This is a genomic window from Mesorhizobium sp. M4B.F.Ca.ET.203.01.1.1 (assembly GCF_004791025.1).
In the GTDB taxonomy this organism is placed as follows: domain Bacteria; phylum Pseudomonadota; class Alphaproteobacteria; order Rhizobiales; family Rhizobiaceae; genus Mesorhizobium; species Mesorhizobium abyssinicae.
In genome coordinates this window covers 128,005-143,884 of sequence record NZ_SRUO01000006.1, presented here as the reverse complement: position 1 = coordinate 143,884, position 15,880 = coordinate 128,005, and the positions used below count along the sequence as shown (strand labels likewise).

Sequence of the window (15,880 nt, the reverse complement as noted above, 5' to 3'; positions counted from 1 at the left end):
CAGCCTTTTTTCCAAAAAATCTGTTTCTCTATTTCGTGAGATGACCTTTCGAAAATCCCCCCGGGGGGAGGCCTTTGAGATTGCATTGTTTGCTGGGTTCCCTCAATGCCGAGATGGTTTATCGCCGCCGGTTCGAAAAAGGCTTCAGCAAGGCTGCTACCTACCGAGTATCGAACTGGGAAGCCGGACAAGCAATGTTCTGCACGAGAACTGTCTAGCCAATGCGCAGCCGGGCATTGATCTCGTTGGGAATGTCACTGGGCCTTGCCCTTGTGACACCTCGAAAGTTTCTTCAAGAGGGGGTGCCACTAGGGTCTGTATTGACTTTTGGCACCGGCAGTTCCACAACGTCCAAGATTTCAATGACACCGCAGGGGACCTCAAGTGACTTCACCTATCATCGGCTACGCCCGTACCTCGACTGTTGACCAAGACGCAGGGCTTGAGGCCCAGCACCGTGACCTAAAGGCCGCAGGGTGCACTAAGGTCTTCAGCGAGCAATTGTCCTCGGTCGCCACTGTGCGACCTCAACTAGAGGCTGCGATGGATTATGTCCGCGAGGGCGACACGCTCGTGGTAACCAAACCAGACCGGCTGGCCCGCTCGACCTCCGATCTGCTCGGGATCACCGAGCGCCTGAAGGCCAAAGGCGTTACGCTGCGCATCCTTTCGATGCAGATGGATACCAGCACTCCTACCGGCAAGTTGATGCTGACCATGTTGGGCGGGATCGCAGAATTCGAGCGCGACCTTATGCTGGAGCGCCAACGCGAGGGCATCGCCAAAGCTAAGGTGGATGGTAAGTACAAAGGCAGGGCACCCACGGCAAGGAGAAAGGCTGCGGACGTGCTGCGACTCAAGGCCGAAGGCAAGACGGCCGATGCGATCGTCCAAGAGTTGAGCGTGAGCCGATCGAGCGTCTTCCGCATCCTTCGGAGTGTATGACAGGATTGCCGGGCATACAGCGACCCATCTGCGCGAGAGGAGACGACAACAATGGGAAAGAAGCTCAAGGAGAAGCCCCTCACTCGCAGGCAGTGGCTAAGGCTGGAGGCCTCCGAAAGAAGAGCGTTGGGGGCGATGGGATCGCCATTGGGCTCTGCAGATGCGACACGAGCTTTGGGCGTCGACAAAGGAGCCACTAAGGGTATCGGCTACAAGAAATAGTGGAGATGACCAAAATTATTGTTCCTATTTTGTTCTCACTATGCTATTATAGTGGGTGACATCATCTAGGTGTCCGCATCTCCCTTACCCGTGTGGAGCCAGTGTTACTTCCACACACTCGACCTATACCCAGAGCATGAAATGTCTAATCAACGGGGAAATCCCACCACCTGGATGACCGCCGAGCGTCCTGACCGAAAGGGCATTATGACCCTCAGGAAGCACCGGAACCAAGGCCTCACCTGCAGCCTCGGGGGCTGCGCACACCATCGAGCCGGGCTGAGCCGCTTTTGTCGAACCCACGCGGATCGACTTCGCGACGTTGGCGACCCCATCGCGAGCATCCCCGCAGCGGAAGAGCTTGGCGCGTTTTCCAAGGCGATAGAGCGGTGGTTGGCCAAAGAGTGTCCCCCACAGCCTACGCAGCCAGATTGAGCAAGAGCTTAGCTACCAGTCAACGAGGTTCAAGCGTCCAGAAAGTTGGGCAGTATCGCCGGGCAGCCTGCACCGTCGGATTACCCAGAGGGGCCGTGCGGAAATCGTTAAAGCCACAATCGCGAAGAATGGCGGTGACTTTCGAGACTGGTTGATCCGTGCGGCTGCCGTCGAGGGATGGGCTCTTTTGCACTTCGACGGTCTTCCTGAATTTCGCGAGAGATTCATCGAGACTCAAGTGGGCAGTTGGGCGACGCAGAGGGGAACCCCGAGCCGCAAGTGGACTATGCCCATTATGACGAAGGACACTTCCACGATCCTATACACGCCAAATGGCCCAAGACACCCAACGGTCTGGTCGTCACACACGCAGAAGCTACGGAAGAAGGTCTCAGGCGCTGTTCAAAGGCTGCTTGGGGAGGACGCCGTTGCTGCGTCAAAGAAGGCCTTGCACCTTGGGGTTCCCTTATGGGATCAGCCGGTCAAATCGCCGTTTGCCGAAGGGTACGTGACACTTCTGGTTTCGGTGAAATTGACCCAGCAGAAGACCAGCTGCATGAGCGCCGCGTCTTAGACCTTTCACACCCAAGGGGAACTCGAGTTGGCTGCAGAAAACTTTGACGTCGACGACCTCGACACGGGAGAGGCGCTAGAGGCATTGCGGCAGGCTATCGGGGCGGACCCGAGAAGCCCTCAAGACCCCGAGGTTCTCAGCCTGCAGGAGCTACGAACTGCCGAAGCAGTCTTCCAGCCAAGAAATCTCGACTATCGCGAGGGTGAACACGAGGCGCACGTGGACACGCTCGCGAAGGCCATCGGCAAGCCCGAGAACCCTAGATACTTGGAACCGATCACGGTGTGGTGGGGTGGAGCAGGCTGGTTCATTCTCGACGGCCACCACAGGAGACTTGCCTACAAGCGGGCAGGTGTTGGGAGCAACATTCCGGTCCGCGTCTTTAAGGGCAGTCTAGAAGAGGCCTTAGCCAAGTCGGTCTCTCTGAACTCAAAGAACAAGATGCCGATGAGCCTGCAGGACAAAATGAATGCAGCCTGGAGGCTTACAGCGCGGACCGACTATTCCAAAAGCCGAATCGCGTTGGAGTGTTCCGTGGCCGAAGGCTCGGTGGCGAACATGAGGCGCGTCAAACGAGAATTGGCCGCGCAGGGAAGGACAGCGGATCAACTGCTGGAAATGAACTGGGCGGAAGCCCAACTTACAGCCAAGGGAGAAGAGAAACCCCAAGTCGATCATGACGCTGAAACCGAGAGGCGTGCCAGGGGCTACGTCAAGAGCATTGCGAGGGCGCTCAAGGACCGGCCTCATAGAGACCCAGAGGGCTTCGCGATGGCGCTCCTGATGTTGGATGAGCGGCTTCCCGGCAGATTGCTCGAGACGGAAGCCTGGGCCGATGTTCGCGTAGGCTACATCCAAAATCAGGAGAAACTCTTCGAGGATGGCGACTACTAGGGGTGCATCCATACATGTGCATTTTGTATAGGCGGCATCTTAAGCTGTTGCTTCCATCCTATACCGCCGAAAGATCGCCTGCTTCGTAGCCAGTCGTCTCGCAATGGCGGACTCGGCTCAAGCGACCGAATCGGAAATGATAGTAGCCGCGTCGCGGCTGTTTCCTTTCGGCTCAGCATTGAAGACGCGGTTAGTCAAGGCAGTTGCTGCGGGCGGTCAAGAACCATTGCCTTCCGGGTTTTAGGCAGGATGAGGGGCATGTCACAGGTCAGAGGTCGGATTCGACGTATTGAATTCTCAAATTTCAAGGCTTTTGGCACCTATTCACTGACGCTTGGTGAGGTGAATATATTGGTCGGCCCCAACAATTCGGGGAAATCGACGATCATTGGAGCATTGCGGACGCTCGACGCCGCGATCCGCGTTGCACGAAAAGGCTCTCCCATTCGCGTGCATGTCGGCGAAGAGGTTGCCATTGGCTACCGGATACCCGCTGAGAGCGTTCCCATTTCGCTGGAAAACGTGCAGACCGACTACAATGGAGCTGAATCCCGGGTGACCTTCCACCTGAATAACGGCAATTCGCTCGCCCTGATCTTCCCTGATGATGGCGGCTGCGTCTTGGTCCCGCATCTGGATATAGGGGTGGTTACGAGTGCGGCCGTCTTCAAACGCGAGTTTCCAGCCTCCCTGGTAATTGTGCCAGTTCTTGGGCCGGTTGAGCACAACGAAAATCGACGGGAGCGCAGCACAGTAGTGGCCGCGATTTCGACCCATCGGGCTTCACGTCACTTCCGGAGCTATTGGCACTATAACCCGGAAGGTTTCGGAGATTTTGCGGACCTAGTTGCGCGCACTTGGCCTGGCATGACCATCACCCCGCCGGAGTATAATTATCAGACAGGTGAACTGACAATGTTCTGCCTGGAAGGCCGAATGACGCGGGAAATCTATTGGGTCGGTTTCGGCTTCCAAGTCTGGTGCCAGTTGCTTACCCACCTCTCTCGGGCCACGGAGAATTCCCTAGTCGTGGTCGATGAGCCCGAGGTCTATTTGCACCCGGATGTTCAACGCCAGTTTCTTGGGATCGTTCGCGACATTGGCGCCGACGTGCTGCTTGCTACACACTCCAGTGAAATCATCGCTGAGGCCGATCCGGCTGAGATACTCATGATCGATAAGCGGCGCCGCGCGGGCGAGCGTCTAAAGAACGTGGCCGGAATCCAGCGCGCGCTCGAAGTGGTGGGATCGTCTCAGAACATCACTCTAACTGCGCTTGCAAAGAGTCGAAGAGTTCTTTTTGTCGAAGGACTCGACGATTTCCGGCTGATCCGACGGTTTGCACGCAAGCTGGGAATGCAGGAATTGAGCTCAGGGACCGGAATAACGCCTTTGGAATCTGGAGGCTTCGGGTCTTGGCAGCGAATCACGACCCTCGCGTCCGGCATCGCCGAGGCCCTGGGGGCGCCGCTCATGATCGGAGCTGTATATGACCGAGATTATTTCTGTGACGAGCACATCGCGGAGGTCTTGCAAAACCTGGAAACGAACCTCAGGCTGGCGTGGGTTCTCGATCGGAAGGAGATCGAGAATTACCTTTTAGTCCCCGCAGCACTCGACCGTGCGATCATGCGAGTTCTGAATTCGCGGCTTGAGCCCGGCGCAGAGAAGCAGGCTTTAACAGCAGTGTCCGCAGCGCTGCTCGAAGAGATCACCCGACCGTTAAAAGAAGATGTCCTTTCGCAGTTGATGGGCCGACGGCACGACTATCTGCGCCCAAGCGGGCAAGACAGGTCTCGGGTTTATAAGGACGTACTTGGCGCCTTCGACCGTCTTTGGGACAGCTTAGAGACTAGGATTGCACTTGTTCCAGGAAAGGAGGTTCTCAGGCTGTTCCGTCAGCGCGTGCAAGACCTATACGGTGTAACATTAACAGACGCCCGAATTGCCGAATCGATCAACCGGGAAGACATTCCGGCTGACATGCGACGGCTGCTGGATTCTTTGGAGAAGTTCCGCATCGCTCCACATTGACGGCAGTTGCAAACTAGCGACGTCTCCGTGCGTTGAACCGAACCGAATTCTCGGCCGGAGATTTGCGATTGCCGCTATCTTCCCTTTTTTCGTGTTGCCGGTCACATTCACCGGCCAAGATCATCACAGGGGAAACAGGTGAGCGCAGCCCACGAGGATAGGAGACGGCGCAAACGCTGCTATCTCATTGCCCCGATCCAGTCGGGCGCGAGCCGAGTTCTCATGTTTCTGACTGACCTTGGACTGGACGTAACCCGTGCGACATACGAACTGACGGGAAAGATCGTCGCGAACGAACTGCGAGGGCACCTCTCCGACGTAGACTTTGTCGTTGCAGTCGTCTCTCAGTTCCTATCTCCAAGCGTTACCTTCGAGCTGGGTATGGCGCATGCCCTCGGGAAGCCCATCCTCATGCTTGGCATCGGTGAGAAGGTTCCCGACTTGGCATCGCTTTTAGACTTTCGGGGCGTTGAATTCATCCGCGTGTCTAGCCTCGGCCAACTTCCCGAAATAGCCAACGACATTGATCGATTCATTCGACTGACAGCTACTCTTGGGTCACTCGAAGATGATCAGCGCAACGATTCACCAGTTCGTTCCATCCAAGACTTAGAATGGGCTAGGGAGCGGCTGCAAACAGTGCGGTTGATCAAGGGCGCTCGCCGGGGGTTCCAATTTGAAGAGTTGGTGGCGGATATCTTTCGCCAGGCAGGGGGTGAGGTAACTTTCACGGACCACCAAAACGTGGAGGCCAGTCAAAGAGAGGCCGATCTCGTCCTTTGGTTGAACGAACTAGCGTATGAGGTAGGCGGACCTGTTCTTGTCGAGTGCAAGATATTTGGCGGTGGAACCGGAAGCGTCGTGAAAAACCTCGAACACACCATCAAAAAGCTCGACAGGTGGATCGGCAGTACCAGTGCCCAACTCGCGCTGGTGGTTTTCGACCATGACCGACCGCATAAGCCTCCCGTCCTGTCTGAGACTCCGCGCGTGCTCGCTTACGCGGCAGAAACGCTGATCAAACTAATCGAGCGTGGCACGTTCGTTGTGGATGTTTCCCAGCGTCGGCAACGCGCCGCCTTTGGCACAAGGACGGCAGATGGCGCCGCTTGATCGAGCCCACATCGCCCTGGAGATCAATGCTATTCGGGAAGAAACAGAGGAGGCGCATCGCAAAGGCAAGCGACTAGAGACACTTATTGCGACTATATTCCGAGCGGTCCCCGGCCTTGCCCTCGAAGACCAAGATGTGGTGAGCGATTTCGGCACGCAGGAAATCGACCTTTACTTCATGAATACGTGCCCCATAGACGGTCTGCACTTCCTTGATTGCCCATTGATAGTTGAATGCAAAGGTTGGTCCAGCGCTGTTAGCAGTCGAGAGCTGCGTTACTTCGCAAGCCTGCTGAAAGACAAAGGCCGACGTAGTGGCGTCTTCATCGCACTTGAGGGCGTTGCCGGCAATCCGGCTAATAGAACAGCGGGATTTTTCCATCTCACGGCGGCGATGATTGAAGGCCAGACAGTACTCATTTTGACAGGAGAGGATCTTCTCGACATTGGTTCTGGCGAAGACCTTGTGAAACTGCTTCAACGTCGCCTAATGGATCAGGTAAAATCCCAGGTCGCAGCAGGCGTCGAGGCCAAAGCTGTCAAAAAGCGGAAGGCGTCGAGAAGAGCAAAAGCTGGTGAGGGTGATTCTTGATTGTTTAGCTTCCGACGCGCGAGCCTGCGTCGTATTCCTGGGTACGCAAGGTGGGTACGCAACTGGGTGCGCCGCCGAGCCGTCGCCCAGCCTAAGTACCTGTATTTTATGCTTTATCCCGCTCTTGCTTATCCGCTGGTGGAGCTGAGGGGGATCGAACCCCTGACCTCATCATTGCGAACGATGCGCTCTCCCAGCTGAGCTACAGCCCCGTCCAGCGGATGGCGCATTTATCGGGCGCGACCGTTTCGTGTCAAGGCGAAACGACCCGACATTTGCCGTCCGCTCCGGCATGCGCGCAAGGCGGCTCTTGCCGCTTTGGCCGGCAATGGCTACATGTCGGCAACAATTGGAGACCGGCATGATCGCCCTTATTCAGACCATCGTCATGGCGCTTGACCTCTACTGGTGGATCATCATCGCCTCGGCGATCTTTTCCTGGCTCTATGCCTTCAACGTCGTCAACTCGCGCAACCAGTTCGTCGGCACCATCGGCAACGTGCTCTACAGGCTGACCGAACCGGCGCTCAGGCCGATCCGCCGTTTCATGCCCGATCTCGGCGGCGTCGACATCTCGCCGATCATCCTCTTGCTGATCATTTTCTTCATCCGCCAGTTCCTGCTGACCACGGTGCTGTCGCTGGTCGTCTGAGGCATGAGCATGCCGCCGTTCCGCTCGCGCGACGACGGCATCGACCTGTGCGTCCGGCTGACGCCGAAGGCGGCGCTCGATCGGATCGAGGGCGTCGAGACGACAGCCGACGGCAGAAGCCACCTCAAGGCCCGCGTGCGCGCCCTGCCGGAAAACGGCGCCGCGAATGCCGCGCTGGTAAAACTGGTTGCCAAGGCGCTGGGCGTTCCGGCGTCGGCCGTCGCGGTCGTCGCCGGCGGCACGGCGCGGCTGAAGACGCTGCGGATAGTGGGAGATGCGGCTGAGCTGGCGAAGCGCATCGAGGCATTGAGCGGCGGCCAAGGCAAACCGCATTGATGGCTGCTAATCATATCGTCGGTCGGCGCTGCCCCTCATTGCCCTGCCGGGCATTTCTCCCCGTATAGTGACGGGGAGAAAGATGCCGTCGCCGGCGTTTTCGCCAACCATAAACGTTGCAGAAAATTGCGCTGCGGGCGCGGCCAGCCCTCTTCTCCCCGTTTACGGGGAGAAGGTGCCGGCAGGCGGATGAGGGCGGCGCGACGATTCCAGGATTGGCTCGGTTCTCACCGAATGTCCCCATTCGGCATCCCGTGACCATGGAAAGATGACCCCTCAATCCCCCAGCGGCAGGCGCGGGTCGTCGACCTTCAGCGTGTTCACGCTCTGCTTGATGCGGCGCAGGTTCTCCAGCACCTTCGGGCCGCGTGTCTCGGCGACCGAGGTCACGATCATGTCGATGATGGCGAGCAGCGCATAGCGCGACGAGGTCGGCTTGTAGATGTTGCCGTCCTCGAACGACTGCAGATGGATGACCGTGTCGGCGGCCTTGGCGAGCGCGGAGTCCGGGGCGGTGACGGCGACCGTTGTGGCGCCATATTGCTGGGCGACCTGCACCGCCTCGATGACCGATCGCGCATAGCCCGACACCGAAAAGGCGACAAGCGTGGTCTCGGGCGTGGCGACGGCGGCATACATGCGCTGCAACTGTCCGTCGATCTGCGCCAGCACCGGCAGGCCTAGCCGGAACAGCCGGTTCTGCATTTCGGTCGCCATCATCGAGGAGATGCCGCCGGAGCCGATGCACAAGACGTTGCCCGAGGTTGCAATGCGCGCGGCGACGCCGACCAGCGTCGTCATGTCGAGACTCTCGCTGGCGCGCTGGATGGCCGATATCGCCGCCTCGGTGATGGCGGATGCGATGCGCTGCTCGCGGGCGTCGCGGCTCAGCGGCTCCGGCGACAGGTACTGGCCGCCGATGGCGATCGCCTGCGCCAGGTAGAACTTGAAATCACGCAGGCCTTCGCAGCCGAGGTTGCGGCAGAAGCGGGTGACAGTCGGCTCGCTGACGCCGACACGCGCCGCGATCTCCGAGATCGCCGCCTTGGAGGCGAAGTCGAGGTCGGACAGAACGAGGCCGGCCAGCCGACGGTCCGACTTGGTGCCGTCCTGCGACATCAGTTGCAGCCGCGTGATGATGTCGGCAGGCGTCTTCATGTGCGTGGCTTCGTCTTCATCGGGGTGACTTCATAGCGGCAGGCCCGTCGCCTTGTCGAACAGATGGATGTTGCGCGGCTCGACCGTGACCGGCAGGCGGTCGCCCGGCCGCACCTGCACCCGGTCGCGGAACACCGCGCGCACCGTGTCGCCGCCGACCGAGCCGTAGACATGGGTTTCCGAACCGGTCGGCTCGACGACGTCGACATCGATGGCGATCGCTTCGCCGGCGCCGCCGATGACGAAATGCTCGGGGCGGATGCCAGCCTCCACCGCATCGCCGGCGGGCGCCGCCTTGCCGGCAAGCGCCAGGCGGCCGCCGCCGCTGGTCTCGAACCAGGCATCGGTTGCGGTCGATTTCAATGCTCCGGACACGAAGCTCATCGACGGCGAGCCGATGAAGCCGGCGACGAATTTGTTGGCCGGCCTGTCATAGAGTTCCAGCGGCGGCCCGACCTGCTGGATGCGGCCGTGATCCATCACCACGATGCGGTCGGCCATGGTCATGGCCTCGATCTGGTCGTGGGTGACATAGACGATGGTCGATTTCAGCCGCTGGTGCAGCGCCTTGATCTCGGTGCGCATCTGCACGCGCAATTGCGCGTCGAGGTTGGACAAAGGCTCGTCGAACAGGAACACCGAAGGTTCGCGCACGATGGCGCGGCCCATGGCGACGCGCTGGCGCTGGCCGCCCGACAGTTGCCTCGGATAGCGGTCGAGATAGGAGAAGAGGTTAAGAACGCCGGAGGCCTTCTTCACCTTATCGTCGACTGCAGCGCGCGTCTCGCCACGGATCTTCGGGCCGAAGCCGATATTGTCGGCGGCCTTCAGGTGCGGAAACAGCGCGTAGGATTGGAACACCATGGCGATGTTGCGCTTCTGCGGCGGCAGGTCGTTGGCTCTTAGTCCGCCGATCATGAGATCGCCCGAGCTGATCGTCTCCAGCCCGGCCAGCATGCGCAGCAAGGTCGACTTGCCGCAGCCGGAAGGCCCGACCAGCACGACGAACTCGCCGCTTTCGATCTCGAGGTCGATGTTCTCGAGGATCTGGTGGTGGCCGAACGATTTCGACAGGTTGCGGAACTGGACGTCGGTCATGGTCACGCTCCCAAAATGCCGTCAATGAAAGGCAGGCAGCCGGCGGTCAGCCCTGCATCCACCGGCATCACCACGCCTGTTACGCCCGATGCGCGATCGGAGGCAAGGAAGGCCACCGCCTCCGCCACTTCCAATGCGTTGACGATGCGGCCGAGCGGGTAGAGCCGCTTCAGCTTGGCGAGGATTTCGGGGTCTTTGGCCAGGCGATGATCCCAGGCGGCGGTGCGGATCGATCCCGGGCAGACGACATTGGCGCGCACGCCGCTGCGGCCGAGTTCGACGGCGACCGCCTTGGCGTAGGCGTTGATGCCTGCCTTGGCGGCGGCATAGGCGGGATTGCCGAAATGTGAAATCGCGTTGACGGAGGAGATGAAGACGACGCTGCCCGCGCCGCGCTTGGCCATAGCCTTGATGAGCGGGTCGGCGAAAGTCATCACGCCGGTCAGGTTGAGGTCGAGCTCACGCTCGATCCTGTCCGCCGTCAGCGCGCCAAGCGTTTCGGCGCGCGTCCAGCCGGCATTGTTGATGAGGATGTCGGGAACGCCGTCGCGATCGAGGATTTCGGCGATGGCTGTTTCGACCGACGCGCGGTCGAGCAGGTCGAAGACGTGGCGCGAGGCAAGATGCGGGCTGGCCAGCGCCTCGTTCGACTGGTCGCAGCCGACGACGCGGGCGCCGCGTTCGGCAAGCAGCGCCACGATCGCCGACCCAAGGCCGCCGCCAGCCCCTGTGACCACGGCCGTCCTGCCCTCGAATTCGGCCTTTGAAACCACCGCGCTCGCTCCTCCGCCCACGTCAGACATACGGCAGAAGGCTACTGAACGATATGTAATTAAGCAACATGAAAAATTGCTTGCAGAAGGCAAAATGATGGATAATGTAGGAAAGTCACATAAATCCTGTGCCCCTTGGAGCGCAGGCGCAGATGCGCATCAAATGGGAGAGAGATCAGATGAGCCTTGCGAAATGGACTGTCGGCCTGATGGCCGGAATGAGCATGCTGGCCTTCGCGGCGCCGGCCGACGCTGGCGAGGTGCGCGTCACCGTTGCCGAATACAGCGCCAAGACCGGCCCCTATTTCCAGGACGTCAAGAAGGAATTCGAAGCGGCCAACCCGGGCATCACCGTCAAGTTCGAAGTGGTGCCGTGGGAGGTGCTCTTGCAGAAGCTGACCACCGACATCACCGCCGGCACCAATGCCGACCTGTCGATCATCGGCACGCGCTGGCTGATCGACTTCGTGCAGCAGGATGTCGCCGAGCCGCTCGACGGCTACATCACGCCCGACTTCAAGGACCGCTTCATCGACACGTTCCTGTCGCCGTCGATCATGGAGGGCAAGACCTACGGCCTGCCGATCGCCGCCTCGGCGCGCGCCATGTACTACAACAAGGAACTGTTCGAGAAGGCCGGCATCGCCAAGCCGCCGGCCACCTGGACCGAGCTGCAGGAAGATGCCCGCAAGATCAAGGCGCTGGGCTCCGGCACTTTCGGCTTCGGCCTGCAGGGCAAGGAGATCGAGACCGACGTCTACTATTATTACGCGATGTGGTCGCAGGGCACCGAGATCCTCAACAAGGACGGCACGTCGGGCCTCGGCACGCAGGGCGCGCTCGATGCCGCCAAGCTCTACAAGTCGATGATCGACGAGGGCCTGACCGAGCCCGGCGTCACCTCCAACAACCGCGAGGACGTGCAGAATCTGTTCAAGCAGGGCAAGGTCGGCATGATGATCACCGCGCCCTTCCTGTCCAACCAGATCAAGGAAGAAGCGCCGAACCTGAAATACGGCGTCGCCGCCATCCCGGCCGGGCCGACCGGCGCGCGCGGCACCTATGGCGTCACCGACTCCATCATCATGTTCAAGAACTCCAAGAACAAGGACGAGGCCTGGAAGCTGCTCGACTTCCTGTTCACCAAGGAGCAGCGCGCCAAGTTCACGCAAGGCGAAGGCTTCCTGCCGGTGAACAAGGAGGAGGCGAAGATGGACTATTACGTCAACAATGCCGACCTCGCCGCCTTCACCGCGCTGCTGCCCGACGCCCGCTTCGCGCCGGTCATCCCGGGCTGGGAGGAGATCGCCCAGATCACCTCCGACGCGATGCAGAAGATCTATCTCGGCAGCGCCGAGCCGGAGGCTGCCTTGAAGGAGGCGGCGGAGAAGGCCAATGGCGTGCTGAAGAAATAGGGCGTTCACTCCCGACGCCCGTGGCGCGCCCCACCCCCGTCGGAGCGCGCCACACCTTCCTCTCCCCCGATCGAAGGGCGATCTACCGCAGCCGCTGCGGAGGACCGGCAGGTGGGTGAGAGCAGCGTCGACGCTTGCAAGGAATCCTTGAAACGGCGCCCCGAGAAGAGCGAGGCGGGATTATGTCGATCTGTTAAGCCAGAAATCCAATCTCCACCGGCAAAGCGGTACAAACCAGCCGATGCAAAATCGTTTCCTGCCCTATCTGCTGACCTTGCCCAGCCTGTTTCTGGCGGCCGTCGTCATCTTCTGGCCGGTCTGGGACCTGATCCAGATCTCGACGCATGACGTCAGCCGCTTCGGCCAGTTGCGCGACTTCAGCGGCCTGACCAATTTCTCGGCGCTGTTTGCCGATCCCGATTTCATGGCCGCGCTCTGGCGCACCGGGCTGTGGACGGTGCTGGTGGTCGGCGGCGCGCTGTTGTTGTCGATCCCGGTGGCGATGATCCTCAACACCGATTTCTACGGCCGCGGCCTCGCCCGGGTCATCATCATGCTGCCCTGGGCGGTGTCGCTGACGATGACGGCGGTGGTCTGGCGCTGGGCGCTCAACGGCGAAAGCGGCATGCTGAATTCGGCGCTGATGGGGCTCGGCCTGATCAGCCAGAACATCCAGTGGCTGGCAAGCGCCGAGACCGCTTTCCCGATGCAGGTGCTGATCGGCATATTGGTGACGGTGCCGTTCACCACGACCATCTTCCTCGGCGGCCTGTCGTCGATCCCGGACGACCTCTACGAGGCGGCGGCGCTCGAGGGCGCCACGCCGCTGCAGCTGTTCCGCGAGATCACCTTTCCGCTCTTAAAACCGTTCATCAACATCGCCATCGTGCTCAACACCATCTACGTCTTCAACTCCTTCCCGATCATCTGGGTGATGACGCAGGGCGGGCCGGCGAACTCCACCGACATCCTGGTCACACACCTCTACAAGCTCGCTTTCCGCATCGGCAAACTGGGCGAGGCTTCCGCGGTGTCGCTGGTGATGTTCGCCATCCTGCTCGTCTTCACCATGATTTATGTGCGGCTCGCGATGCGGGAGCAGCGCACATGAGCAACGGCAAGCTGAAGCGCACGATCATCGCCTGGCTGCTGTTGTCGCCGCTGATCGTGGTGACGATCTTCCCGTTCGCGGTGATGCTGCTTACCGCGGTCAAGCCGCGGGCCGAAGTGCTGTCGCCGACCTGGTGGCCGAGCGAATTCCGCTGGTCGAATTTTGCCGACATGTGGGTGGCGACCGGATTCGGCCAGGCGCTCGTCAACTCGCTCTATGTGTCGGTGATCGCCACCGTCGGCGCCATCCTAATCTCGGTGCCCGCGGCCTACGCCATGTCGCGCTTCCGCTTTGCCGGCTACGGCGCCTTCCGCCAGTTCCTTTTGATCTCGCAGATGATCTCGCCGATCGTGCTGGTGCTCGGGCTGTTCAGGCTAATGGCGGCCTGGGGGCTGGTCGAATCGACGACGGCGCTGGGCTTCATCTACATGGCCTTCAACGTCGCCTTCACCGTGTGGATGCTGCAGAGCTATTTCGACACCATCCCGCGCGACCTCGAGGAGGCCGCCTGGATGGAAAGCGCCGGCCGCTGGCTGACCTTGCGAAAAGTGTTCCTGCCGCTTTGCCTGCCGGCGATCGCGGTGACGGCGATCTTCACCTTCATCAACGCCTGGAACGAATTCGTCGTCGCGCTCACCATGCTGCGCAGCCAGGAAAGCTACACGCTGCCGATCCAGGTCTTTTCGCTGGTCGCCGGCCGCTACACGATCGAATGGCACCATGTCATGGCCGCCACGCTACTCGCCACCTTGCCGGTGGCGATCCTGTTCATCTGGCTGCAGCGCTACCTGGTCCGCGGCCTGGCGCTCGGGGCTGTCAAATAGCAATCCAGCAATTCCAGGAAAAGTGTGCAGTGGTTTTCCGTCCGGAATTGCGAAAAACAAAAGTTCATCACGGAGCTTTCATGCGTATCTTCACCGCTTCGCTGGCGACGGAAACCAACACCTTCTCGCCGGTGCCGACCGACCGGGCTTCGTTCGAGATGGCCTTCTATGCCGGACCGGGCAAGCATCCGGAAACGCCGACGCTGTGCTCCTCGCCGATCGTGGCGCTGCGCCGGCGCGCCGCTGAGGAAGGGCTGACCGTCATCGAAGGCACCGCCACCTGGGCCGAGCCCGGCGGTCTGGTCCAGCGGCAGACTTTTGAGGCGCTGCGTGACGAGATCCTCGACCAGCTCAAGGCGGCGCTGCCGGTCGATGCCGTCATCCTCGGGCTGCATGGCGCGATGGTGGCGCAGGGCTATGACGATTGCGAGGGCGATCTGCTCGAACGCGTGCGCGCCATCGTCGGGCCGAAGGGGGTGATCGCCTGCGAATTCGACCCGCACAGCCATCTGACGCCGAAGCGCGTGGCGGCGTCCGACATCATAGCCTATTTCCTCGAATTCCCGCACACCGACTTCTACGAGCGCGGCGAGCATGTCGTCGAGCTCGGTCTTGCCGCGGCGCGCGGCGAGATCAAGCCGGTCATCTCGACCTTCGACTGCCGCATGATCCAGGTGCTGCCGACCAGCCGCGAGCCGATGCGCTCCTTCGTCGACCGCATCAAGGCGCTGCACGGCAAGGACGGCGTGCTGTCGGTCTCGGTTATCCATGGCTTCATGGCCGCCGACGTGCCCGAGATGGGCACGCGCATCCTGGTCGTCACCGACAACGACAAGGAAAAGGGCGATGCGCTGGCGGAAAGCTTGGGGCGCGAGCTTTACGCCATGCGCGAAAAGACGGCGATGACGATGCTGAACACGGCCGACGGCATCGAGCGCGCGCTTGCCGTGCGCAAGGAGAATCCGGACAGGCCGGTGGTCATCGCCGACATCTGGGACAATCCCGGCGGCGGCGTTGCCGGCGACGGCACCGTCGTGCTGCGCGAGCTGCTCGTGCGCGGCATCAGCAATGTCGGCATGGCGACCATCTGGGATCCAATCGCGGTGACGTTCTGTCATGCGGCAGGCGAGGGCGCCGTCATCGATCTGCGCTTCGGCGGCAAGGCCGGGCCACTGGCAGGCGAGCCGATCGATGCGCGCGTCAAGGTGCTCAGGGCGGTCGGCGAAGGCTGGCAGAGTTTCGGGCCAAGCCGGGTGACGCTTGGGTCGGCCGCGGTGGTTCGCATCGAAGGCACCGAAGTCGATGTCATCCTCAACACCAACCGCACGCAGACCTTCGAACCGGACATTTTCTCCAACATCGGCATCGATCCGCTGTCGAAGGACATCCTGCTGATCAAATCGACCAACCATTTCTATGCCGGCTTCGCGCCGATCGCCGCCGAGATCATCTATGTCTCGGCGCCGAGTTCCTATCCGAGCAATCCGGCGGTGACGGATTACAGGAAGCTGACGCGGCCGGTTTGGCCGAGGGTGAAGGACCCGTGGCTCTAATCTCCCCCCTTGAGGGGGAGATGTCGCCAAAGGCGACAGAGGGGGTCCTCGCGCGTGAAGCGCTAGCCTCCATCTGCCGCAGGAGGTCGCGTCCAGTCGAACCGACCCCCTCTGGCCGCTTTGCGGCCATCTCCCACTCGAGGGGGGAGAT

General features: G+C 60.7%; 14 protein-coding genes and 1 tRNA gene. 11 read left to right on the top strand and 4 right to left on the bottom strand.

Annotated features, from left to right (window positions below; all coding sequences use genetic code 11):
• The first annotated feature begins 384 nt into the window (after positions 1-384).
• The 5 genes from EN846_RS15680 (at position 385) to EN846_RS15660 (ending at position 6,809) form a co-directional block, all read left to right on the top strand.
• Positions 385-945: a recombinase family protein gene (locus EN846_RS15680; RefSeq protein ID WP_127391703.1), complete on the top strand. Its 561-nt coding sequence runs from the start codon at positions 385-387 to the stop codon at positions 943-945.
• A gap of 1,258 nt (positions 946-2,203) precedes the next feature.
• Positions 2,204-3,070, top strand: coding sequence for a ParB/RepB/Spo0J family partition protein (locus tag EN846_RS15675; protein WP_127391704.1), 867 nt, complete (start codon positions 2,204-2,206; stop codon positions 3,068-3,070).
• 258 nt (positions 3,071-3,328) lie between these two features.
• Positions 3,329-5,104 carry an ATP-binding protein gene (locus tag EN846_RS15670; RefSeq protein WP_189523694.1) on the top strand — a complete coding sequence of 592 codons (1,776 nt, stop codon included), beginning with the start codon at positions 3,329-3,331 and terminating at the stop codon, positions 5,102-5,104.
• 138 nt (positions 5,105-5,242) lie between these two features.
• Positions 5,243-6,217 (top strand): hypothetical protein, encoded by a 975-nt coding sequence (locus EN846_RS15665; RefSeq protein WP_135898925.1) that lies wholly within the window; start codon positions 5,243-5,245, stop codon positions 6,215-6,217.
• Positions 6,204-6,809 carry a restriction endonuclease gene (locus EN846_RS15660; RefSeq protein ID WP_189523693.1) on the top strand — a complete coding sequence of 202 codons (606 nt, stop codon included), beginning with the start codon at positions 6,204-6,206 and terminating at the stop codon, positions 6,807-6,809. The genes EN846_RS15665 and EN846_RS15660 overlap by 14 nt, the downstream gene beginning before the upstream one ends.
• Before the next feature lie 136 nt (positions 6,810-6,945).
• Here the strand turns inward: EN846_RS15660 and EN846_RS15655 are convergent.
• Positions 6,946-7,021: transfer RNA gene (locus tag EN846_RS15655), tRNA-Ala, on the bottom strand.
• Between the two features lie 149 nt (positions 7,022-7,170).
• On the opposite strand from EN846_RS15655, the gene EN846_RS15650 reads away from it, so the two are divergent.
• Together EN846_RS15650 and EN846_RS15645 are read left to right on the top strand one after the other, a co-directional pair.
• Positions 7,171-7,461, top strand: a complete 291-nt coding sequence (locus tag EN846_RS15650) for a YggT family protein (RefSeq protein WP_127286979.1) — start codon at positions 7,171-7,173, stop codon at positions 7,459-7,461.
• Positions 7,462-7,470: 9 nt separating this feature from the next.
• Entirely contained in the window at positions 7,471-7,797 is a 327-nt protein-coding gene (locus EN846_RS15645) for a DUF167 family protein (RefSeq protein ID WP_127392382.1), read from the top strand.
• 276 nt (positions 7,798-8,073) lie between these two features.
• Here EN846_RS15645 and EN846_RS15640 read toward each other — a convergent pair whose 3' ends face one another.
• The 3 genes from EN846_RS15640 to EN846_RS15630 are packed head-to-tail and all read right to left on the bottom strand — an operon-like array spanning position 8,074 to position 10,856.
• Positions 8,074-8,955, bottom strand: a complete 882-nt coding sequence (locus EN846_RS15640; RefSeq protein ID WP_127392380.1) for a MurR/RpiR family transcriptional regulator — start codon at positions 8,953-8,955, stop codon at positions 8,074-8,076.
• A 30-nt stretch (positions 8,956-8,985) separates the two neighbouring features.
• Entirely contained in the window at positions 8,986-10,053 is a 1,068-nt protein-coding gene (ugpC, locus tag EN846_RS15635) for a sn-glycerol-3-phosphate ABC transporter ATP-binding protein UgpC (RefSeq protein WP_127310238.1), read from the bottom strand.
• A 2-nt stretch (positions 10,054-10,055) separates the two neighbouring features.
• Positions 10,056-10,856, bottom strand: coding sequence for an SDR family oxidoreductase (locus EN846_RS15630; protein WP_127392379.1), 801 nt, complete (start codon positions 10,854-10,856; stop codon positions 10,056-10,058).
• Positions 10,857-11,005: 149 nt separating this feature from the next.
• Here EN846_RS15630 and EN846_RS15625 point away from each other — a divergent pair, with 149 nt between their 5' ends.
• The 4 genes from EN846_RS15625 to EN846_RS15610 all read left to right on the top strand — a co-directional run bounded on the left by EN846_RS15625 (position 11,006) and on the right by EN846_RS15610 (position 15,729).
• The gene (locus EN846_RS15625; protein WP_127392378.1) at positions 11,006-12,241 is read left to right on the top strand and encodes a sugar ABC transporter substrate-binding protein; all 1,236 of its coding nucleotides are present in this window, start codon (positions 11,006-11,008) and stop codon (positions 12,239-12,241) included.
• Between the two features lie 241 nt (positions 12,242-12,482).
• Positions 12,483-13,352: a sugar ABC transporter permease gene (locus EN846_RS15620; protein ID WP_128346042.1), complete on the top strand. Its 870-nt coding sequence runs from the start codon at positions 12,483-12,485 to the stop codon at positions 13,350-13,352.
• Positions 13,349-14,176, top strand: coding sequence for a carbohydrate ABC transporter permease (locus EN846_RS15615; RefSeq protein WP_127392376.1), 828 nt, complete (start codon positions 13,349-13,351; stop codon positions 14,174-14,176). Before EN846_RS15620 ends, EN846_RS15615 begins: the two co-directional genes overlap by 4 nt.
• Before the next feature lie 80 nt (positions 14,177-14,256).
• A complete protein-coding gene (locus EN846_RS15610) occupies positions 14,257-15,729 on the top strand; it encodes a M81 family metallopeptidase (RefSeq protein ID WP_127392375.1) in 1,473 nt (490 codons plus the stop codon).
• The last annotated feature ends 151 nt before the right edge of the window (positions 15,730-15,880 follow it).